The following is a 19,385-nucleotide window of genomic DNA, read 5'->3' as shown; positions in this document are numbered from 1 at the left end:
AAACTCGACGCATCAAACCCAGAATCAGATCATCCCTGGCTTAACCCGATGATCCCACGCACATCCTTCATCGTCGCTTCGGCCAGCTTTCCGGCTCGCTCGCCACCGTCGCGCAGCACAGCATCGACATAGGCGCGATCATCGAGAATCCGGCGCATCTCAGCAGCGATCGGCGCGAGCTTCTCGACCGCGAGATCGGCGAGCGCCGGCTTGAACACCGAGAACTGCTGTCCGCCATACTCGGCCAGCACCGCCTCCCTAGTGGTATCCGCAAGCCCCGCATAGATGCCGACGAGATTGTCGGCTTCCGGCCGGCCTTCCAGCCCTTCCACCGCACTCGGCAGCGCCTCGGGGTCGGTCTTGGCCTTCCTGATCTTCTTCGAGATCGTGTCGGCATCGTCTGTCAGGTTGATGCGCGACAGGTCCGACGGGTCCGACTTGGACATCTTCTTCGAACCATCGCGAAGCGACATGATGCGCGTCGCGGGACCGCCGATCAGAGGTTCGGCCATGGGGAAATAACCCTGCACCTTTTCCTCGCCCACCTGCATCGTCACGCCCAGATTGCGCGCGGCGATGCGGTCGGAGAAGTCGTTGTTGAATTTCTGGGCGATGTCGCGCGTCAGTTCCAGATGCTGCTTCTGGTCGTCCCCCACCGGCACATGGGTGGCGCGGTAGAGCAGAATGTCGGCGGCCATCAGGCTGGGATAGGCGAGCAGTCCCAGCGAAGCGTTCTCGCGGTCCTTGCCGGCCTTGTCCTTGAACTGCGTCATCCGGCTCATCCAGCCGATGCGCGCCACGCAGTTGAAGATCCAGGCGAGTTCCGCATGCCCCGGAACGCGGCTCTGGTTGAAGACGATGTGCTTGGCCGGATCGATGCCGGCCGCGAGATAGGCGGCCGTGATCTGGCGCGTCTGGTCTTCCAGATCGTCATGGACGAGTTGGGCGGTCAGCGAATGGAGATCGACCACGCAATAGATGCAGTCGTGGGTCTCCTGCAGCGCCACGAACTTGCGGATCGCGCCGAGATAGTTGCCTAAGTGCAGATTGCCCGTCGGCTGGACGCCGGAAAAGACGAGCGGCTTGAAGGCGGACATGGGCGGAAAGCTCGGAGAGAGAAAAGTTGCGCGCTTATGGCGGGAAGCGCGGAGAGGATCAAGTTCAGAGCTGGGATTCGACCGGGAGAAGCCCGATGAAGCCCGACATCATGCGCCGCCAGAGATGCGCGCCCGGTTCCTGCGAGCGGGTGCGTGGGCCGGTTTCGCTCTCGTCCTGCCAGAGAAGACGGGAACCATCGAGCTTCAGCGCATAGGAGCTGTCAGGCGCGGTTTCCTCGGCAAAGATCGTGTCGATCTCTCTGGCCAGCGCCTCGTCACGGAAGAGCACGCCCATCTCGGTGTTGAGCGAGATCGAGCGCGGATCGAAATTGAACGAACCGACGAACCCGCCCGCACCGTCCACGGTGAATGCCTTGGTGTGCAGGCTCGCCCCGCTCGAGCCGAACAGCGACATCCGGTGCTGGCGAAACTCGGGCTGCAGTTCGAAGAGCCGCACGCCCGCGCGCAGAACCGGCTTGCGGTAGCCCGAATAGGCGCCGTGCACCGCTACGACATCGGTCGCGGCCAGCGAGTTGGTGAGAACCGCGCAATCCACCCCGCGCTTCACCAAGTCTTCCAGCATCGCGACGCCTCGTGCGCCCGGGATGAAATAGGGCGAGATGATCGCGATGCTCTTTTGGGCCGTTTCCAGCGCCGGCAGGATGGCGCGGCTGATCCAGTCGCCCTCATGCTTGTCGAGGATTTTCTCCGGCGGGTCGGAAATGACCCGCGCCTCGGTAGTCCAATGGAACGCCGCCTGGCCGTTCACCACTGCGGCGACATCCGCTTCCCGATGCAGGCGGTCGAGATAAGGCTTGGCCGCCTCGCCCTTTGCCACCTTTTCGAGCTTGGCGCGCAGGCGATCGAGCTGCCGTGCGCGGCGAGCGGGCCGTGTGAGGTGAAAGGCGCTGATGGGCAGAACCGTGTCGCTGTTCCAGAAGCGGTCGAAGATGGCTTCCGTCTCGCCCACGGCCGGGCCGACCATGCAGAGATCCATGTCGCGGAAATTGGCGCTCTGGTGCGCATCGAAATAGGCGTCGCCGATATTGCGTCCGCCGACCACTGCGATCCGCCCATCGGCGATCCAAGCCTTGTTGTGCATGCGCCGGTTGACGCTGAACGCGCGGAGAACAAGCTCAATCCCTCTTTTGAGCGGGCTCGTGCGCGAACGGCTCGGATTGAACAGCCGCACCTCAATGTGGGGGTGGCTGTCGAGGATGGCATAGGTCCTGTCGCCCGTGCGCGTGTTGATGTCGTCGATCAAAAGACGCACGCGCACGCCGCGATCGGCCGCTGCCAGCACCTCGCGGCCGAGCAGGCGACCGGTGAGGTCGTCCCTCCAATAATAATATTGCAGGTCGAGGCTCCGCCCCGCCTGGCGCGCGGTGAGTGCGCGCAAGGCGAAGGCCTGGGTGTTGGAGGACACCAGCATCAGCCCGCTATGGTCCGGGTTTTGCTCAAGCCGTGGCCGGATCGTGCGGTCGAGCGGGGTTGCGTCATCGGCAACGGGCAATGCGGTCGCAGGCGCGCCCTTGGCGCTGCGCGCGAAGCGGCCATAGGAATAGACTGTCGCAAAGGATGCGGCTGCAAACAGCGCGACCCACGACAGAACCATCCACACAACTGGCATTCACGACTCCTTGACCGACATCTCTAACGAAATTGCGGCATTTCGGTTCGCCGAAACCCATTCCTTCGTTCCGCATTAACCAAGCCATGCCAGCCTTTCGCCATGCGAGTTCCGTATCCTCCCGCCTTGCGGCTTTTCGCGCGGCCTCTACAACATGACGGCAAGACGAACCGGGAAGCCGCCTGCATGACGTCGCCGAAGAGCCGAAAGGACAAGAACCGCTCCCGCGAGGCTCTTGCCAGCGCCTGCGAGGGTGCGGGCATCGGACGGTTCGGCCCATTGCTCGCTTCCGCCATCCGACAGGACCGGAAGATGTATACGGCGGTGGAGGGCGGCTCGGGCGATATTCTGGTCGCCTCCTACAACATCCACAAATGCGTCGGCCTCGACCGGCGCTTCGACCCGCACCGTATCGCGACCGTGATCAAGGAGATCGACCCGGACGTGATCGCGCTCCAGGAAGCCGACCAGCGCTTCGGCGAGCGCGTCGGTCTGCTCGATCTCAAGATGCTCAAGCGCGAATGCGGTCTCGTCGCGGTTCCCATGTCGATCCCTCAGCCGGGTCATGGCTGGCATGGCAATGTGGTCCTGTTCCGCGACGGGATCGTGTCGAACGCGACGCAAATCGTCTTGCCTGGCGTTGAGCCGCGCGGTGCGCTGGTGGTCGATCTCGAGCTTGGCGCGGGCCCGATCCGCATCATCGCAGCCCATCTGGGGCTGTTGCGCCGCTCGCGCGCCCAGCAGGTCGAGACGCTTCTGGCCTCCGCCCAGCCGGAGGACGGTCGCCCCACCGTGCTGATGGGCGATCTCAACGAATGGCGCCTGGGCGAGCGCTCGGCACTTCAGAAGCTCGCGCCCTCATTCGGCCCGCTCCATGCGGCGATCCCGAGCTTTCCCTCGCGGTTCCCTGTGCTGGCACTCGACCGCATCCTCAGCCTACCGGCCGGCGCCATTGCGGGCGTGCGCCTGCATGACACGCCGCTTGCGCGCATCGCCTCCGACCACCTGCCGCTGAAAGCCGCGGTCACCCTGCCTCGCGCGGCGGCCGCCAAGACCAGCGCCGCCGCCTGAGCCAACCCGGTCTCCCGGTCTCTCAATGCCCGAAGGCGCGCTCCAGCACCTTCGGATCGTTGTGAACCGCAAGCTTGTCCATGATCGTGGCGCTCGCCTGGTTCATGCCGACCACCTCTGCTTCCACGCCGAGCTTGCGAAATTTCAGCACGGCCTGATCGACTGCGTTCACCCCCGTCAGATCCCAGATATGCGCCGCTGAGACATCGATCACGACATGCTTGATCGGCTCGCGGAAATCGAAGCTTTCGAGGAAAGACTCGGCTGAAGCAAAGAACAGCTGGCCTTCCACGCGGTAGGTCCGTGTTGCGCCTTCGAGCACGGACGAGACGCGGAAAATCTGCGCGACCTTCCAGGCAAAGAAGATGCCGGACAAGAGCACGCCGACGCCCACGCCCAATGCAAGGTTGTGCGTGCCGACGACCGTCAGCACGGTTGCCACCATCACGACGCTCGACCGGCGCGGATGCTTGCGCAGGTCGTTGAGCGAACCCCAGTTGAAAGTGCCGACTGAGACCATGATCATGATGGCGACGAGCGCCGGCATCGGAATGATGCGCACCCAGTCGGCAAGCAGCAGCAGAAGCACGATCAGGAAGGCGCCGGCCACGAAGGTCGAAAGCCGTCCGCGCCCGCCGGAGCGCACATTGATCACCGATTGCCCGATCATCGCGCAGCCCGCCATGGCACCGAAGCAGCCCGAGACGAAATTGGCGATGCCCTGGCCCACCGCCTCGCGGTTCTTGTCGCTCGGCGTGTCGGTCATCTGGTCGACGATGGATGCGGTCAGCAGGCTTTCGAGCAGGCCGACAGCTGCCACGCTGATCGAGTAGGGCAGGATGATCCAGAGCGTCTCGAGGGTCATCGGCACCTGCGGCCAGAGCAGTGTCGGCAAGGTCGAAGGCAGTTCGCCCAGGTCGCCCACCGTGCGCACCTCGACCGGCACGAAGAGCGTGAAGGCGGTAAGCAGCACGATCGCCACGAGCGGTGAAGGCACGGCGCGGGTCAGCCTCGGAAACAGGTAGATGATGGCGAGTGCTGCCGCGATCATCACATAGGTCGCGGGCGTCACGTTCGTCAGTTCAGGCAGTTGCGCCATGAAGATCAGGATGGCGAGAGCATTGACGAAGCCCGTCATCACCGAGCGCGACACGAAGCGCATCAGGACGCCGACCTTTGCCAAGCCCATGACCACCTGAAGCAGGCCGGCCAGAACCGTTGCCGCCAGGAGATATTCCAGCCCATACTCGCGCACGAGCGTGCCCATCAGCACGGCTGTGGCAGCCGTTGCCGCCGATATCATGCCCGGCCGCCCGCCCGTGAACGCAATCACGATGGCGATGATGAAGGAGGCATAGAGCCCGATCTTGGGATCGACGCCCGCGATGATCGAGAAGCCGATGGCCTCCGGGATCAAGGCCAGCGCCACGACGATGCCGGCGAGCACGTCGCCGCGAATATTGCCGAGCCAGTCCCGGCGAATGGTTTGAAGGGAAGTCATGGTGGTCCGAAGAAGTCACAGCAAGGCCGGCCGCATGGGAATGGCGACGGAAGACGATAATGGCTTGCTGGGATTGTCCGGCGGATCGGCGGCCGGAAGAGCCACCCGGAATTTCACCGGGTCCAGGATGGATGGGGAGTGATTAGCTTGGAGGAGGGGTGGGTGGCAAGGCCATAGTTCGGCGGGCTCACCCTGCCATCAAGCCCCGCGCCTCAGCCTCCCGCCGCAAATCCTGCTTCGGGCGAGGCCCGATCTGCTGGATCACGAGCCCTGCTGCCAGCGACCCCAGCCTCCCGCAATCGCGCAGGGAGCGGCCCGTCGTATAGCCGAACAGAAAGCCCGCCGCGTAGAGATCGCCCGCGCCGGTCGTATCCACCAGCCGCTCGATCTTTATCGCCTCGACCACTTCCGTCTCGTCCCCGCGCACCACCACCGAGCCGTGTTCTGAGCGCGTGACCGCCGCCAGCTTGCACTCTTTTCGCACGCGTTCCAGCGCGTCCTCGAAGGACTGCGTCTCGTAAAGCGATTTCAGTTCGCTCTCATTGGCGAACACGATGTCCACCGTGCCTGAGCGCATGAGGTCCAAGAACTCGTCGCGATAGCGGTCCACGCAGAACGGGTCCGACAGCGTCATCGCGACCTCACGGCCGCCCTCATGGGCGAAATGCGCGGTCTGGCGGATCATCGTCTTTGCGAGCGGCGGGTCCCACAGATAGCCTTCGAAATAGGTGACGGAAGAGTTGCGCGCCTTGTCTTCCTCGACATCGTCGGGCCCGAGTTCGAGGCACGCACCGAGATAGGTGTTCATGGAACGCTCGCCGTCGGGCGTCACGAAGATCATCGAGGTCGCGGTCGGCGGGCCGTCAGAAAGCGGTTCGGTGTCGAAAGAGACGCCCTGCGCGCGGATGTCGTGGCGGTAGAGCTCGCCCAGCTGGTCGTTGCGCACCTTGCCCGAAAACGCCGCGCGTCCGCCAAAGCCCGCGACGCCCGCGGCCGTGTTGCCCGCACTGCCGCCCGACGCTTCCACATGCTCGCCCATGCGGCTGAGCAGCAGCCCCGAGCGCGTCGCGTCGATCAGGTTCATCGCACCCTTCACCACGCCGTTTGTGACAAGGAAATCCTCGTCGCAAGGGGCGAGAATATCGACAATCGCATTGCCGATGCAGAAGACGTCGAACTGGCTCATGCGGGAAGGGGGCTCCGGCGGGTTTCTCCGGGAAGGGCTTGTCACACAGCGTCGGGCATCCGTCCAGCTTGCCGCCGTTTCACGGCCTGATAAGCTCGCGCTGCCTGAGGAGACCAAACCCGATGCTTCTCGATTGGACGCTCGCATCCCTGCACCATCTTCTGGTCTTCCCGCTTTTCGCGGTGTTCGTGGCGGAAGCGGCCCTCCTGCGGGCTGGGCTGTCGGGGCCATCGCTCGGACGGCTGGCGCGGCTCGACATGTTTTACGGTATCCTGTCGGTGCTGGTGATCGCGGTCGGCGTGTTGCGCGTGATCTACGGGCTGAAGGGCTGGGAATATTACGCGGCCAACCATGCCTTCTGGGGCAAGATGGCGGCCTTCGCGCTTGTCGGCATTCTCTCGATCTGGCCGTCCAAGGCCATCGTGCGCTGGCGCAAGAACCAAAGTGCTGATCCCGCCTACTCGGTCTCTGCCGAGGAGATCAGGCATGTGCGCCGCTTCGTGCATTTCCAGGCGCTCTTCTTCGCGATGATCGTGATCTTCGCGGCGGCCATGGCGCGCAATATAGGCGGCTAGTCGAGCTGAACGATCGGCGCGGGCACGCTGTTGGTCTTCACCTCCGCCTTGCAAAGATCGGCGATGATGCAGCGCTCGCATTCAGGACGGCGTGCCTTGCACACATAGCGGCCGTGCAGGATCAGCCAGTGATGGGCGTGAAGCAGGTATTCCTGCGGAATGACAGCCAACAGCCCGCGCTCCACCTCGTCGGGCGTCGCACCCGGTGCCAGATGGATGCGGTTGCCCAGGCGAAAGATATGCGTGTCGACGCCCATGGTCGGATGCCCGAACGCGTTGTTGCGCACAACATTCGCCGTCTTGCGCCCCACGCCCGGCAGCCTGATCAGCTCTTCCTCGGTCTGGGGCACTTCACCCCCATGGTCACGGATCAAGGCTTCGGAAAGAAGCTGCACGTTCTTGGCCTTTGCCCGCCACAGACCGATGGTGCGCACATAGCGGCCGATCTCTTCTTCGCCGAGCGCTGCCATCGTCTCGGGCGTATCGGCCACCTCGAAAAGCGGCGCGGTCGCGATGTTCACGCTCGCATCCGTGGCCTGGGCTGAAAGCACCACGGCGACGAGCAGCGTGAACGCGTTGATATAAGTGAGATCGCTTCGGGGGTTCGGCCTCTGCAGCTGGAAGCGGCGGAACATCTCGTGAAGTTCGGCCTCAGAATAGAGGCACCCTTCGCCGGGCTTGAGTTTCCCGGCTTTGACCGGCTTCGCCGCCGGCGCGGTCTTCACTTTTGCAACAGCTTTGGTTGCCCGGGCTTTCGGCTTGAGCATCGGCACCCTATAAATAGGCTGGTTTCACACGGAAGATTGTCCGATGGCTGAACCCGCGCCATCCTCATATGCAGGTGACGAGCCCTTCTTCAAGGCGTTGCTCACCCCGCACCGCTCGCTCGGGCGCACCGGCTTTCTCGTGCTGATGGGCACGATGCTTCTCGCCTGGGCCTTCACGGCGGCGATCTTCCTGTTCAATGGCGCATGGCCGATCGTCGGCTTCTTCGGGCTCGACGTCATCGGCCTCTGGCTCGCTTTCCGCCTGTCCTACCGTTCTGGCCGCATGCGTGAGGAAGTCTCCGTCTCGCGCGAGCACTGCGACATCCGCAAGATCGCGCCTTCGGGCAGGTCGGTTCTCCACCGCCTCAACCCCTTCTGGTGCCGCTTCACGGTGCGCCGCCACTCCGAAATCGGCATCACCGGCATGATGGTGGAAACCCGCGACCAGCGCGTGCCGATCGGGGCTTTCCTGAACCCGGACGATCGCGAGAGCTTCGCAAAGGCCTTCGGGCAGGCGCTGGCGACGGCCAAGGCGCGGTGAGGCGTCAGTGCCAGTCTTCGCGACCGAGGTCGCGTCCAGCATAGAGAACGCGCACGATATCGACGCTTGCCGATGAGACTTGATAGAAGATCGTCAGTCTTCGCTCGAATGCGAGCGACCGAATGCCAGAGCTGAGATCGTCACGCCGTCTGCCTCGATCCGAAAAGCTTTCAAGGGCGAGAACCGCTTGTTCGACACGCGCGATGAAGCGGGCCGCAGTGGTCTCGCCAGCCGCGTCTGCAATGAAATCATAGATGGAAAGAAGATCGTTTTCGGCTTCGCGCCCAAAACGCACATCAGGCATCGGGCAGTCGGCCCCAGCGCTGCTGATGACGCTCGCGAAGTTTTGCGATCATCTCCCGGGCCGAAATGCCAGGCTGCTGGTTCTCCAATCCCTCTGCGACAAGCGTCTTCACTCGCTCGCTGGCGCCTGGAGTCTCTCCGCCTTGAATCGGCGTCGGATCGGTGGCCTGCGGCTGGTTCGATGCTGGGCGCGGCATGGCACCTTTCCTGTTCGTTCTCAGCTTGGCATGAAGCCATCTCCAAGTCGAGGAGAGCCCTATCCTGCCCCGCCCCAGCAACAAGCACGGCATCGCTTCGCCTTCCGGCCCTTGTGCGCTTTCCGCGACCGAGCTCGTCCGGGCTATCCGCAAAGGCCGGTTTTCCGTGGTCGAGGTCACGAACAGCTTCCTCGACCGCATCGAGGCGGCAAACCCGCATTTGAATGCGGTGGTCTCCTCACGCCCGCGCGAAGAGGTGCTGGGCGAGGCCGAAGCCGCCGACCGCACGCTCGCACAAGGCGCCGTGCCTGGCGCGCTGTTCGGCCTGCCCGTCGCCATCAAGGATCTTGCCCTCACCAAGGGTATCCGCACCACCTTCGGCTCGCCGATCTTCGCCGACCATCTGCCGGACGAGGACGAGATTTTCGTTTCGCGCATGAAAGCCGCAGGCGCGATCGTGGTCGGCAAGACCAACACACCCGAATGGGGTCTGGGTTCGCACACCTTCAACCCGGTCTTCGGCACGACGCTGAACGCCTTCGACCCCACGCTTACCGCTGGTGGATCGAGCGGCGGCGCGGCTGTCGCGGTCGCGCTGAACATGGTGCCGCTGGCCGACGGAAGCGACTTCGGCGGCTCCCTGCGCAACCCTGCCGCCTTCAACAATATCTATGGCATGCGCCCGAGCCAGGGCGTGGTGCCAGGCGGGCCATCAAGCGAGCTCTTCATCACGCAGATGGGCGTCGAGGGCCCGATGGCGCGCACCGTGGCCGATCTGGCACTGCTGCTTGAGGTGCAGGCCGGATACGACCCTCGCGCGCCGCTCTCTTTCGATCTTGATGATCTCAGCCTCGACGGTGCGGCCAAGCCATGGCGCATCGGCTGGCTGGGTGATCTCGGCGGGCACTTGCCTTTCGAGGCCGGTGTGCTGAGCCTCTGCGAAGACACGCTGAGACTGATGGAGACTGGCCCGTTCACGGTCGAGCCCTGCTTGCCGCAATTCGACTTCGAACGCCTCTGGCAGAGCTTCGTCACGTTGCGCCAGGCGACGTCCGGCGCGGCGCTCAAACCGTATCGGGACGACCCCGCCAAGGCCGCCCTTCTCAAGCCCGAAGCCGTGTGGGAAGCGGAGGGTGCGGCGCGTCTGTCCGCCCTCGATGTTTACGAGGCCTCCACCACCCGCTCGGCCTGGTATCTCCACATGCTCGAACTTTTCGAGCGCTTCGACTTGATAGTGCTGCCCACCGCCCAGGTCTTCGCCTTCGACGCGAATTTACGCTACCCCACCGAAATCGCCGGCCGCACCATGACGAGCTATCACCGATGGATGGAGGTCGTGTCCTATGCGACATTGGCGGGATGTCCCGCAGTCTCCGTGCCGGCCGGTTTCGCGCCGGATGGCCGCGCCATGGGCCTGCAATTCATCGGCCGTCCACGCGGCGACCGCGACGTGTTGCGCGCCGCAGCCGCATGGGAAGCCATGTGTCCGTGGAGAACGGGCGCTGCCTGAGCGTTAAAGCCTAGAGCCGTCCCACCCGCTCGGTGAGCAGGGCGAAGAAGCCATCCGCATCGATGTCGCGCATCACGGTGGCGTTTTTCGGCCTGTCGGTGACGCCCCACCAGTCGATCACCGTCATGCCCAGCGTCAGCTCCGAAACGAGTTCGACCGCGACATTGCAGGAGCGGCCACCGAACAGTTCGGGCCTGAGGAGATAGGCCACGGTGCAGGGGTCATGCAGCGGCCCGCCATCCGTGCCGTATTTCTCCTCGTCGAAGCGTTCGAAGAAGTCGAGCAGCGCCACGGCGGCATCGCCTGCCTTCGTGCCGAGCGCGCGGAACGCATCGATGCGGCTTTGCGTGGTCAGCGCCTTGTGGGTCACGTCGAGCGGCATCACCACGATCGGTGCGCCGCAGCGGAACACGATGTCGGCCGCATGCGGATCGACATAGATATTGAACTCGGCCGCCGGCGTGATGTTGCCGCCTTCGAAGAACCCGCCGCCCATCAGGACGATTTCCTCGATGCGCTGGGCGATCTCCGGCGCGCGGATCAGCGCCTGGGCGATGTTGGTGAGCGGCCCCAGCACCACCAGCGATACCGTGTTGGGTGCCTCTTCCTTCAAGCTGCGGATGATGAAATCGACTGCCGGCTCGTCCTGCAAAGGCATCGTCGGCTCGGACAGGTCGGGGCCGTCGAGGCCGGTCTTGCCATGCACGTGCTCGGCGGTGACGAGCGGGCGCATCAGCGGGCGGTCCGCACCCTTGAACACCTTGACCTCCGGACGGCCCGACAACTCGCAGATCTTGCGCGCGTTCTTTTCCGTCAGGTGAAGCGGGACGTTGCCGGCGACTGCGGTCACGCCCAGAACGTTTAGTTCGTCGGGACTGCCGAGCGCCAGCATGATCGCGAGCGCGTCGTCCTGGCCCGGATCGGTGTCGATGATGATCTTACGCATGAATGTCCTGAAGAGGGGTAGGCGAATCTTGCAACCGGCAAGCGGCGCGACCATATCAGGGGCGTGGTCGCGAATGCCATCCGGGTTCGCTGGCTTAGAGGTTCTCTGCAACCTCGATATGTCGCTCAATTCGAGGACACGTGTGAGAGTATGACGCGCATGACGCCCTTTTCGAGCCCGCTTTTGCTCGGGTTCGATACGATGGAAAAGACACTCGAACGGCTCGCCAAGAGTGGTGATGCCTATCCGCCCTACAATATCGAGCGCCTCCGCAGCGAGGACGGCAAGAACACGCGGCTCCGCATCACCCTGGCGGTGGCGGGCTTCGCGGAGCCGGACCTCGAAGTCTCCACCGAAGAGAACCAGCTCGTGGTGCGTGGCCGACAGTCCGACGAGTCCGAGGAAACGCGCGAATTCCTTCACCGCGGCATTGCCGCCCGCCAGTTCCAGCGCTCCTTCGTGCTGGCCGACGGGATGCGGGTCGTAGGTGCCGGGCTTCGCAACGGACTTTTGTCGATCGATCTCGACCGGCCCGAGCCCGAGCGGCTTGTACGAAAGATAAACATATCGGTGAAAGACTGATTGTCCCAGGAACAAACATCGCCCACGGCGAATTGCTCCAACAGGGATGTTCCTCGATCAGGAGGTGCTACGATGACTGAGATCCATGAAACTGTTCTGACCCCTTCGGAACTCGCCCATCTGGGCGAGGGCGTCGTGGCCTACCTGCGCGAGATGCAGAGCGACGAGCTAAAGAGCAAATTCCCCGGCCTGCCTGAGATTGCCTCCGGCACCCGCCTTTGGGCGCTCTTTGCAGCGAATGGTCAGCCCATTCTTTTGTCGGACGAAAAGGACCGCGCGATCGCCGGCGCCTTCGAGAACGACCTGACGCCCGTCGCCATCCACTAAGCGAAGCGTCTGTTCCTTATCAGAGCCGTTCGCAGCCCTCCCGCTGCGGGCGGCTTTGTTTTGTCAGAACAGGGAAGGCTGGGTCTGCTTCTTCTCATGGGCAAGCAGCCAGATCTTGGTCGGCAGTCCGCCGCCGAAGCCTGTCAGGGCGCCGCTCGTGCCGATCACCCGATGGCAAGGCAGCACGATCGGCAGCGGGTTGGCCCCGTTCGCCGCGCCCACAGCCCGGCTGGCGAGAGGTCGCCCGATACGTCGCGCGAGTTCGCCATAGGAGATCGTTTCGCCCGACGGAATGCTTTTCAACGCGTCCCAGACCGAAAGCTGGAACGGCGTGCCGCGTGGGGCGAGCGCGAGATCGAACCCCTCGAGTCGGCCCGCGAAATACGCCCCGAGCTGCTGCCGCGCTTGCACAAAAGCCTCGTCATCGCGCTTCCAGTCTTCTTCCGGCGCGACCTTGCCCTTGCCGCTCGGAAAGCCGATCCGCGACAGCCGCTCGCCATCGCCGGCCAGCAGAAGCGGGCCGATGGGGCTATCCAGAAAGGTGTAGAGCGTCGCGGACATCGGACCAGTCTGCCTCATCGCGCCTCGCAAGTCGCGCCTCACGCACGTTTTGTTCAAGCTTTCTTTGCCGCCATTCCGCTATAGGAACCTCCCATGCGCGGCACCATCAGAAAAGCACGTGAAACACAGCAGGACGAGCAGTCCGGCGTTCCCATCCTCGACGGGCTCGACCGTGCCGAGCAGAGCCGCCTTTTGAAGGATTATCTCGCCGCCGGCCGTGCGGAAGCCGAGCGCATTCTGCACCGCAACGGCAGCGGTCGCGCCTGCGCCGAGCACATTTCCCTTCTGATGGACGGCATCATCGAAACGCTCTTCGCGGGCGGCGAGAAAGCGGCCGATCCGGCCTCCGAACGCATGGCGCTCGCCGCCGTCGGCGGCTACGGACGCGGCACGCTGGCGCCCGGCTCCGACATCGACCTGCTCTTCATCCTGCCTGCCAAGAAGACGGATGCCGACACGCGCACGGTGGAAGCCGTCCTCTACATGCTCTGGGATCTGGGCCTCAAGGTCGGCCATGCCACGCGCACAGTCGAGGAATGCGTACGGCTGTCGCTGTCGGACATGACGATCCGCACCGCGATCCTCGAAGCGCGCTATCTCGCGGGCTCGCGCACGCTCTTCGACGAACTCGCCAAGCGCTTCGACCGCGATGTGGTGGCCGGCACGGGCGCCGACTATGCGCAGGCCAAGCTCGCGGAGCGCGACGCCCGCCACGAGCGCGTCGGCGAAAGCCGCTATCTCGTCGAGCCCAACGTCAAGGAGGGCAAGGGAGGCTTGCGCGACCTCCACACATTGTTCTGGATCGGCAAATATTTTTATCGCGTCGCGTCGGGCGCGGACCTCGTCGCGGCCAATGTCTTCACCGGCGAGGAATATGACCGCTTCCTGAAAGCCGAGGATTTCCTCTGGGCCGTGCGCTGCCACATGCACTTCCTCACCAACCGTCCCGAGGAGCGTCTGCATTTCGACATCCAGCGTGAGGTCGCGGAACGCATGGGCTATCATGCCCATACCGTGCCCGGCGTCGAGGGCGAGCCCGGCACGCCGGCGGCCGTCGAGCGCTTCATGAAGGAATACTTCCTCACCGCCAAGGAAGTGGGCGATCTCACCCGTATCTTCTGCTCGGCCCTCGAAGAGGAGCAGGCGGGCCATGTGTCCGGCTTCTCGCGGCTGTTCCTGTCGTTTTCGCGCAAGCGCCGCAAGCTCGCCGGCACCTCGGATTTCACCGTCGACAATGGCCGCATCGACGTCGCCGACCCCGACGTGTTCCGGCGCGATCCCGTCAACATGCTGCGGCTGTTCTGGTTCGCCGACCGGCACGGGTTGGAATTCCACCCCGATGCGCTCAAGCTCCTGTCGCGCTCGCTGCATCTGGTGACCAAGGCCCTTCGCCGCGACAGGCAAGCGAACCGGCTCTTTCTCGATCTCCTCACCTCCGACCGCAATCCGGAACTCAACCTGCGCCGCATGAACGAAGCGGGCCTGCTTGGCCTGCTGATCCCGGATTTCGGCGCGGTGGTCGCCATGATGCAGTTCTCGATGTACCACCATTACACGGTGGACGAGCATCTGATCCGCTGCGTCGGCGTGCTCTCCGAACTGGAGCATGGCGGGGGCGAGAAAATCCACCCGCTCTCGCATTCCCTGATGCCGACGCTGAAAGGCAGCCGCACCGCGCTTTATGTGGCGGTTCTGCTCCACGATATCGCCAAGGGACGTCCCGAGGACCATTCGGAAGCCGGTGCTGCGCTCGCGCGCCGGATCTGCCCTGCGATGGGGCTCTCCGCCATCGAGACCGAGACCGTCGCCTGGCTGATCGAGCACCACCTCTTGATGTCGATGACGGCGCAGACGCGCGATCTCAACGACCGCAAGACGATCGGCGATTTTGCGGCCATCGTGCAGTCGGTCGAGCGCCTGAAACTGCTGCTCATCCTCACCGTCTGCGACATTCGCGGTGTGGGCCCCAATGTCTTCAATGGCTGGAAAGGCCAGCTTCTGCGCACGCTCTATTACGAGACCGAGCTGCTTCTGACCGGCGGATTCTCGGATATGTCGCGCGCCGAGCGCACACGAGGCGCGCGCGAGGCCTTGAGCGAGGCGCTCGCCCACCAGCCCGAGCCGTGGAGCGACGAGGACCGCACGGCCTATGCCGCCATGCATTATGAGAACTACCTGCTTTCGGTCGATCTCAAGGACCAGATCCGCCACGCCAATTTCGTGCGCACTGCGCGTGCTGCCGGAAAACCGCTTGCGACCGCAGTCGAGATCCACAAATTCGAGGCCGTCACCGAAATCACCGTTCTCGCCCCCGATCATCCGCGCCTACTCTCGATCATTGCGGGCGCTTGTGCTGCGGCCGGCGGCAACATCGTCGATGCCCACATCTTCACCACCAGCGACGGCCGCGCACTCGACACGATCCTGCTTGCCCGCGAGTTCGAGCAGGACACCGACGAGCAGCGGCGCGGCGAGCGCGTCGGCAAGCTGATCGAGGACGTGCTGTCGGGCCGCGACTATCTCCCCCAGATGCTCGCACGCCGCACCAAGCCCAAGCGCGGCACCAAGGCCTTTCGCATCACGCCCCGCGCCGAGCTTCGCAATTCGCTCTCCAACCGCTTCTCGGTCGTCGAAGTCACCGGCCTCGACCGCCCCGGCCTGCTGTCCGAAATCACCGGCGCGCTCTCCGACCTCTCGCTCGACATCGCATCCGCGCACATCACGACCTTCGGCGAAAAGGTCGTCGACACCTTCTACGTGAACGACCTCACGGGCGGGAAGATCGATAGCCCCGCACGCGTGGAGGCGATCCGGACGCGGCTGGTGGGGGTTCTGGCTGGCGAGGATGGATCTGCACTCTGAATTCCGTTTCTCGATCTTCGGGCAGCTGGCTGTCCGGGCGGGTGAACCGCTTGCCGCTTCGCCCTGACACTTTCGGGGGTTCATGGCCCGAGCGGGGCCATCTTCATGGATGCGCGTCGTCGCTGCCGCGCTCGATCTTCGAGCCGGGCTATGGGGTGGTTCGGGTTCAGGAGACGGCGCATGGCGCTGGCCTCTGGACTTGAGTGAAGTGCATGACCCGCGCCATGCGCCGCTTTCGGTGTTCTTGCCCTAGGTCCACAGAGCAGGGCGCTACCCACCGCTCCTCACTTGGGGCCCGGACTTAGGGGCTCATCACCCAGCCGCACTACGTTGGCACGACCAGTCCGGCACCGTCCGCTTCACAGATGCGCCGTCGCGACCTGGCTCCCGATGAAGCGGTAAGCGAAATCTACGCGAAGGCGCGGAGGGGGTGGATGAAGAAAAGCCCTGAGCCCGGAAGCCCAAGGGCTTGCGCGGCGGTTGGCCAGGATTTTGTCCATCACCGTGGCAGCTTCCGTCCGCGCCTTTCGGAAGCGGACGGACACTCGATTTCTTCTGTATGCCGGCTTTCCGGACGGTCAAACCGGTTGGACCATCGGCGGGAGATGGCGCACTTATTTCTGTCTTTCATCGACTCGCATGCTAAAGCCCCGCGAAAGCACCCCGCCTTAGGCATCTTCCATGAGCCTCGCCCGAAAATTCGCGACCGTCGCCTCCGGCACGCTCGTTTCCCGTCTTCTCGGCTTCACGCGCGAGATGCTGATGGCGGCTGCCGTGGGTACGGGGCCGGTGGCGGATGCGTTCTACGCGGCGTTTCAGTTCCCCAACACCTTTCGCCGGCTGTTCGCAGAGGGTGCCTTCAACGCGGCCTTCGTGCCGCTTTTCGCCAAGGAGATCGAGGCCAACGGCGTGGAAGGCGCCAAGCGCTTTTCCGAGGAAGTGTTCGGCGTGCTCTTCACGACGCTGATCGTCTTGACGATCGTCATGGAGCTGTCGATGCCCTTCATCGTCTCCTCGCTGATCGCGCCGGGCTTCGCCGACGATCCGTTCAAGCTGGGCGTGACGACCACGTTGGCGACGATCATGTTCCCTTACCTGATCTGCATGTCGCTGGCGGCGATGATGGCGGGCATGCTGAATTCCCTGCGCCGCTATTTCGCGGCGGCGGTCGCGCCGGTCTTCCTCAACGTGATCCTGATCGGTGTTCTCGGCTACGCCTGGTGGAAGGGGCTCGACGGTCGCGCGGTGGGGTTGGGCCTCGCCTGGGGCGTGCTCGCGGCAGGTGTGGTGCAGTTGGCCATCGTCTGGGTCGCGGTGCGCCATGCCGGCGTGCGCATCGGCTTCACCCGTCCGCGCATGACGCCCAACGTCAGGCGCCTGCTCTGGCTGGCCCTGCCCGCGGCCGTCACCGGCGGCATCACGCAGATCAACACGCTGGTCGGCACGGCGATTGCCACAGGCCAGAACTCGGCGGTGGCCTCGCTCAATCTCGCCGACCGCGTCTACCAGCTGCCGCTCGGCGTGGTCGGCATCGCGGTCGGCATCGTGCTCCTGCCCGAGCTCGCCCGCGCGCTCAAGGCAGGCAACGAGGCGGAAGCCGCGAGCCTGCAGAACCGCTCCGTCGAGTTCACGCTGCTGCTGACGTTACCGGCCGCCGCAGCGCTTCTGGTGATGTCCGAACCCATCGTGCGCGTGCTCTACGAGCGCGGCGCCTTCACGTCGGAAGATACGCTGGTGGTGGCGCAGACGCTGGCCGTGTTCGGCTTGGGCCTTCCGGCCTTCGTGCTGATCAAGGCCTTCACGCCCGGCTATTTCGCGCGCGAGGACACCAAGACGCCGATGGTCTTCGCGGGCATTTCGGTCGCCGTGAATATTTCCACGGCGCTCTGGCTCTTCCCCACGCTCGGGGCGCCCGGCATTGCGACGGCCTCGGCCATTGCCGGCTGGGTCAATGCGGCGATGCTCTATGGCGTTCTGCAATGGCGCGGGCATTGGCATCTCGACCAAGGCCTGATCCGCCGCGCGCCCTCGCTGCTGCTCGCCTCCGCGGTGATGGCCGCAGGTCTCTGGTTCGCGCTGCCATACTTCGGCACCATGCTGACGCCCGCCGCCTCGTTCCTGCATCAGGCGACGGCGCTGGGGATTCTGGTGGGGGCGTCGTCGGTGACCTATTTCGCGATGGTGGTTCTGTTCGGCGGCGCGGACAAGGCCATGGTGCGGCGGGCGTTGAAGCGGGGCAAGGCTGCGCCGGGGTAGCTTCTGCGGGATTGGTGTGACGTGGCCGCCCGCGCTAACGCTTCAGACCATCCCGACCCGACCCCCTAAACCACCACCTCATGCTCCACCCGGGCCTCGTCCCCGAACACCCGCAAATACCGCTCGATCTCGCTCAGATCCCCCGTCGCCTTGGCCGGATTGTCCGAGAGCTTCACCGCCGGGCGCCCGTTCACGCGCGTCACCTTGCACACCAGCGAGATGGCCTTCAGCCCCGGCGCGGGCATCGGCGCGCAGCCGTCGAAATCGTTGGTGAGGTTGGTGCCCCAACCGAAGGACATGCGCACCTTGCCGTTGAAGTGGCGCCACGTTTCCTCGATGGTCTCGGTGTCGAGCCCGTCCGAGAAGATCAGCAGTTTCTTGCGCGGATCCACGCCCTTTTCGCGCCACCAGTTCATGACCTTCTCGCCCGCCTCGATCGGCGGCGCGCTGTCGGGGCGGAAGCCCGTCCAGCCGGCGACCCAATCGGGCGCATCGCGCAGGAATGAGGCGGTGCCGAAGGCGTCGGGCAGGACGATCAAGAGATTGCCGCCATAGTAGCGCTGCCAGTCCTTCAGCACCTGATAGGGCGAGGCACGCAATTCGTCGTCGGAATTGGCAAGGGCTGCCAGCACCATCGGCAACTCATGCGCGTTGGTGCCGAGCGCTTCCACATCCGTGTCCATGGCGAGCAGCACATTCGAGGTACCGGTGAAGGCATCGCCGATACCTTCCTTCAGAGCCTCCACGCACCAGCGCTGCCACAGGAACGAGTGCCGCCGCCGCGTGCCGAAATCCGAGACCAAGAGGCCCGGCAGTTGCTTGAGCCGCTCGGTCTTCGCCCAGAGCTTGGCCTTGGCGCGGGCATAAAGCACGTCGAGCGCGAAGGGCCCGAAGGATTTGAGCGCCGCGCGCGAGCGCAACTCGTTGATGATCGAGAGTGCCGGGATTTCCCAGAGCGTCGTGTAGGACCACGGCCCGTGGAATTCTAGCTCGTACTGCCCGTCGCGTTTGGAAAGTTCGTATTCCGGCAGGCGGAAATTCGAAAGCCAGTCGAGGAAGTCGGGCTCGAAGATCTGCTTGCGGCCATAGAAGGTGTTGCCCGCCAGCCAGATCATCTCCTTTTTGGAAAAGCGCAGCGTGCGGGCATGGTCGAGCTGGGCGCGCAATTCGCCTTCGTCGATCTCGTCCGCCAGCCGCACCTTGGTGGTGCGGTTGATGAGCGAGAAAGTGACGTTCACGTCTGGATACATGCCACGGATCATCTGCAGCATCAGGAGCTTGTAGAAATCCGTGTCGAGCAGGGAGCGCACGATCGGATCGAGCTTCCAGGTGTGGTTGTAGACCCGCCGGGCGATGTCGATCTTTGCCATACTCTGCCCTTCTCATGCGCGAGGCCGCGCGGTGATAGTTGCGCGCGCGGCCATGAGTTAAAGCATTAATCCGTCAAGGCAAATCCTTTGCCGGGCCTGGCTC

Annotated in this window: 18 protein-coding genes and 1 other annotated feature; of the genes, 8 read left to right on the top strand and 10 right to left on the bottom strand. The window is 64.2% G+C overall.

Translation table 11 applies throughout. From position 1 onward, the window contains the following. Window positions 1–29 precede the first annotated feature (29 nt). Together trpS and NGM99_RS11620 are read right to left on the bottom strand one after the other, a co-directional pair. On the bottom strand, window positions 30–1,097 hold the full coding sequence (trpS, locus tag NGM99_RS11625) for a tryptophan--tRNA ligase (protein ID WP_252819044.1): 1,068 nt from the start codon (window positions 1,095–1,097) through the stop codon (window positions 30–32). 64 nt (window positions 1,098–1,161) lie between these two features. Continuing rightward, window positions 1,162–2,727, bottom strand: coding sequence for a phospholipase D family protein (locus NGM99_RS11620; RefSeq protein ID WP_252819042.1), 1,566 nt, complete (start codon window positions 2,725–2,727; stop codon window positions 1,162–1,164). A gap of 312 nt (window positions 2,728–3,039) precedes the next feature. Here NGM99_RS11620 and NGM99_RS11615 point away from each other — a divergent pair, with 312 nt between their 5' ends. Next, window positions 3,040–3,798, top strand: a complete 759-nt coding sequence (locus NGM99_RS11615; protein WP_252819217.1) for an endonuclease/exonuclease/phosphatase family protein — start codon at window positions 3,040–3,042, stop codon at window positions 3,796–3,798. A 22-nt stretch (window positions 3,799–3,820) separates the two neighbouring features. On the opposite strand, the gene NGM99_RS11610 is transcribed toward NGM99_RS11615, so the two are convergent. After that, window positions 3,821–5,299 (bottom strand): SulP family inorganic anion transporter, encoded by a 1,479-nt coding sequence (locus NGM99_RS11610; protein ID WP_252819040.1) that lies wholly within the window; start codon window positions 5,297–5,299, stop codon window positions 3,821–3,823. Window positions 5,300–5,370: 71 nt separating this feature from the next. Then, window positions 5,371–5,426 (bottom strand) — a sequence feature (sul1 is cis-regulatory element that is thought to sense ions involved in sulfur or methionine metabolism; They are found in Alphaproteobacteria). 60 nt (window positions 5,427–5,486) lie between these two features. Then, window positions 5,487–6,485, bottom strand: a complete 999-nt coding sequence (locus tag NGM99_RS11605) for an adenosine kinase (RefSeq protein ID WP_252819038.1) — start codon at window positions 6,483–6,485, stop codon at window positions 5,487–5,489. 122 nt (window positions 6,486–6,607) lie between these two features. On the opposite strand from NGM99_RS11605, the gene NGM99_RS11600 reads away from it, so the two are divergent. Then, complete coding sequence (locus tag NGM99_RS11600) at window positions 6,608–7,060, top strand: DUF2214 family protein (RefSeq protein ID WP_252819036.1); 453 nt, start codon at window positions 6,608–6,610, stop codon at window positions 7,058–7,060. Here the strand turns inward: NGM99_RS11600 and nth are convergent. Then, window positions 7,057–7,827: an endonuclease III gene (gene nth, locus NGM99_RS11595; RefSeq protein WP_252819034.1), complete on the bottom strand. Its 771-nt coding sequence runs from the start codon at window positions 7,825–7,827 to the stop codon at window positions 7,057–7,059. The two genes, NGM99_RS11600 and nth, sit on opposite strands and share 4 nt — an antisense overlap. A gap of 43 nt (window positions 7,828–7,870) precedes the next feature. Here nth and NGM99_RS11590 point away from each other — a divergent pair, with 43 nt between their 5' ends. Beyond that, complete coding sequence (locus NGM99_RS11590) at window positions 7,871–8,368, top strand: DUF2244 domain-containing protein (RefSeq protein ID WP_252819032.1); 498 nt, start codon at window positions 7,871–7,873, stop codon at window positions 8,366–8,368. A 4-nt stretch (window positions 8,369–8,372) separates the two neighbouring features. Here the strand turns inward: NGM99_RS11590 and NGM99_RS11585 are convergent, their stop codons facing one another. After that, window positions 8,373–8,672, bottom strand: coding sequence for a type II toxin-antitoxin system RelE/ParE family toxin (locus NGM99_RS11585; protein ID WP_252819030.1), 300 nt, complete (start codon window positions 8,670–8,672; stop codon window positions 8,373–8,375). Continuing rightward, window positions 8,665–8,868, bottom strand: a complete 204-nt coding sequence (locus NGM99_RS11580; RefSeq protein WP_252819028.1) for a hypothetical protein — start codon at window positions 8,866–8,868, stop codon at window positions 8,665–8,667. The genes NGM99_RS11585 and NGM99_RS11580 overlap by 8 nt, the downstream gene beginning before the upstream one ends. Before the next feature lie 64 nt (window positions 8,869–8,932). On the opposite strand from NGM99_RS11580, the gene NGM99_RS11575 reads away from it, so the two are divergent. Beyond that, window positions 8,933–10,378, top strand: a complete 1,446-nt coding sequence (locus tag NGM99_RS11575; protein WP_289852460.1) for an amidase — start codon at window positions 8,933–8,935, stop codon at window positions 10,376–10,378. Between the two features lie 10 nt (window positions 10,379–10,388). On the opposite strand, the gene NGM99_RS11570 is transcribed toward NGM99_RS11575, so the two are convergent. Beyond that, on the bottom strand, window positions 10,389–11,324 hold the full coding sequence (locus tag NGM99_RS11570) for a nucleoside hydrolase (RefSeq protein WP_252819025.1): 936 nt from the start codon (window positions 11,322–11,324) through the stop codon (window positions 10,389–10,391). Between the two features lie 150 nt (window positions 11,325–11,474). Here NGM99_RS11570 and NGM99_RS11565 point away from each other — a divergent pair, with 150 nt between their 5' ends. Together NGM99_RS11565 and NGM99_RS11560 are read left to right on the top strand one after the other, a co-directional pair. Then, on the top strand, window positions 11,475–11,906 hold the full coding sequence (locus NGM99_RS11565) for an Hsp20 family protein (protein WP_252819024.1): 432 nt from the start codon (window positions 11,475–11,477) through the stop codon (window positions 11,904–11,906). A gap of 72 nt (window positions 11,907–11,978) precedes the next feature. Next, window positions 11,979–12,233, top strand: coding sequence for a BQ00720 family protein (locus NGM99_RS11560; RefSeq protein WP_252819022.1), 255 nt, complete (start codon window positions 11,979–11,981; stop codon window positions 12,231–12,233). Between the two features lie 63 nt (window positions 12,234–12,296). On the opposite strand, the gene NGM99_RS11555 is transcribed toward NGM99_RS11560, so the two are convergent. Beyond that, the gene (locus tag NGM99_RS11555; RefSeq protein ID WP_252819020.1) at window positions 12,297–12,794 is read right to left on the bottom strand and encodes a methylated-DNA--[protein]-cysteine S-methyltransferase; all 498 of its coding nucleotides are present in this window, start codon (window positions 12,792–12,794) and stop codon (window positions 12,297–12,299) included. A gap of 93 nt (window positions 12,795–12,887) precedes the next feature. On the opposite strand from NGM99_RS11555, the gene NGM99_RS11550 reads away from it, so the two are divergent. Together NGM99_RS11550 and murJ are read left to right on the top strand one after the other, a co-directional pair. Further along, on the top strand, window positions 12,888–15,656 hold the full coding sequence (locus NGM99_RS11550) for a [protein-PII] uridylyltransferase (RefSeq protein ID WP_353937407.1): 2,769 nt from the start codon (window positions 12,888–12,890) through the stop codon (window positions 15,654–15,656). A 681-nt stretch (window positions 15,657–16,337) separates the two neighbouring features. Then, a complete protein-coding gene (gene murJ / locus NGM99_RS11545; protein WP_252819018.1) occupies window positions 16,338–17,912 on the top strand; it encodes a murein biosynthesis integral membrane protein MurJ in 1,575 nt (524 codons plus the stop codon). 65 nt (window positions 17,913–17,977) lie between these two features. On the opposite strand, the gene pncB is transcribed toward murJ, so the two are convergent. Beyond that, the gene (gene pncB / locus NGM99_RS11540; RefSeq protein WP_252819016.1) at window positions 17,978–19,282 is read right to left on the bottom strand and encodes a nicotinate phosphoribosyltransferase; all 1,305 of its coding nucleotides are present in this window, start codon (window positions 19,280–19,282) and stop codon (window positions 17,978–17,980) included. Window positions 19,283–19,385: the final 103 nt, after the last annotated feature.

Source organism: Mesorhizobium liriopis, assembly GCF_024053505.1.
Lineage (GTDB): Bacteria > Pseudomonadota > Alphaproteobacteria > Rhizobiales > Rhizobiaceae > Mesorhizobium_B > Mesorhizobium_B liriopis.
The sequence above is the reverse complement of the archived record's forward strand: the minus strand, read 5'-3'. Positions and strand labels throughout refer to the sequence as shown.

What these genes read in the sequence shown, in the direction of transcription:
- NGM99_RS11560 (WP_252819022.1), top strand. Translation starts at nt 11,979, where the DNA reads ATGACTGAGATCCATGAAACTGTTCTGACCCCTTCGGAACTCGCCCAT.
- NGM99_RS11585 (WP_252819030.1), bottom strand. Translation starts at nt 8,672, where the DNA reads ATGCCTGATGTGCGTTTTGGGCGCGAAGCCGAAAACGATCTTCTTTCC.
- nth (WP_252819034.1), bottom strand. Translation starts at nt 7,827, where the DNA reads ATGCTCAAGCCGAAAGCCCGGGCAACCAAAGCTGTTGCAAAAGTGAAG.
- pncB (WP_252819016.1), bottom strand. Translation starts at nt 19,282, where the DNA reads ATGGCAAAGATCGACATCGCCCGGCGGGTCTACAACCACACCTGGAAG.
- trpS (WP_252819044.1), bottom strand. Translation starts at nt 1,097, where the DNA reads ATGTCCGCCTTCAAGCCGCTCGTCTTTTCCGGCGTCCAGCCGACGGGC.
- NGM99_RS11565 (WP_252819024.1), top strand. Translation starts at nt 11,475, where the DNA reads ATGACGCGCATGACGCCCTTTTCGAGCCCGCTTTTGCTCGGGTTCGAT.
- NGM99_RS11610 (WP_252819040.1), bottom strand. Translation starts at nt 5,299, where the DNA reads ATGACTTCCCTTCAAACCATTCGCCGGGACTGGCTCGGCAATATTCGC.
- NGM99_RS11620 (WP_252819042.1), bottom strand. Translation starts at nt 2,727, where the DNA reads ATGCCAGTTGTGTGGATGGTTCTGTCGTGGGTCGCGCTGTTTGCAGCC.
- NGM99_RS11590 (WP_252819032.1), top strand. Translation starts at nt 7,871, where the DNA reads ATGGCTGAACCCGCGCCATCCTCATATGCAGGTGACGAGCCCTTCTTC.
- NGM99_RS11570 (WP_252819025.1), bottom strand. Translation starts at nt 11,324, where the DNA reads ATGCGTAAGATCATCATCGACACCGATCCGGGCCAGGACGACGCGCTC.
- NGM99_RS11615 (WP_252819217.1), top strand. Translation starts at nt 3,040, where the DNA reads ATGTATACGGCGGTGGAGGGCGGCTCGGGCGATATTCTGGTCGCCTCC.
- murJ (WP_252819018.1), top strand. Translation starts at nt 16,338, where the DNA reads ATGAGCCTCGCCCGAAAATTCGCGACCGTCGCCTCCGGCACGCTCGTT.
- NGM99_RS11555 (WP_252819020.1), bottom strand. Translation starts at nt 12,794, where the DNA reads ATGTCCGCGACGCTCTACACCTTTCTGGATAGCCCCATCGGCCCGCTT.
- NGM99_RS11550 (WP_353937407.1), top strand. Translation starts at nt 12,888, where the DNA reads ATGCGCGGCACCATCAGAAAAGCACGTGAAACACAGCAGGACGAGCAG.
- NGM99_RS11605 (WP_252819038.1), bottom strand. Translation starts at nt 6,485, where the DNA reads ATGAGCCAGTTCGACGTCTTCTGCATCGGCAATGCGATTGTCGATATT.
- NGM99_RS11600 (WP_252819036.1), top strand. Translation starts at nt 6,608, where the DNA reads ATGCTTCTCGATTGGACGCTCGCATCCCTGCACCATCTTCTGGTCTTC.
- NGM99_RS11580 (WP_252819028.1), bottom strand. Translation starts at nt 8,868, where the DNA reads ATGCCGCGCCCAGCATCGAACCAGCCGCAGGCCACCGATCCGACGCCG.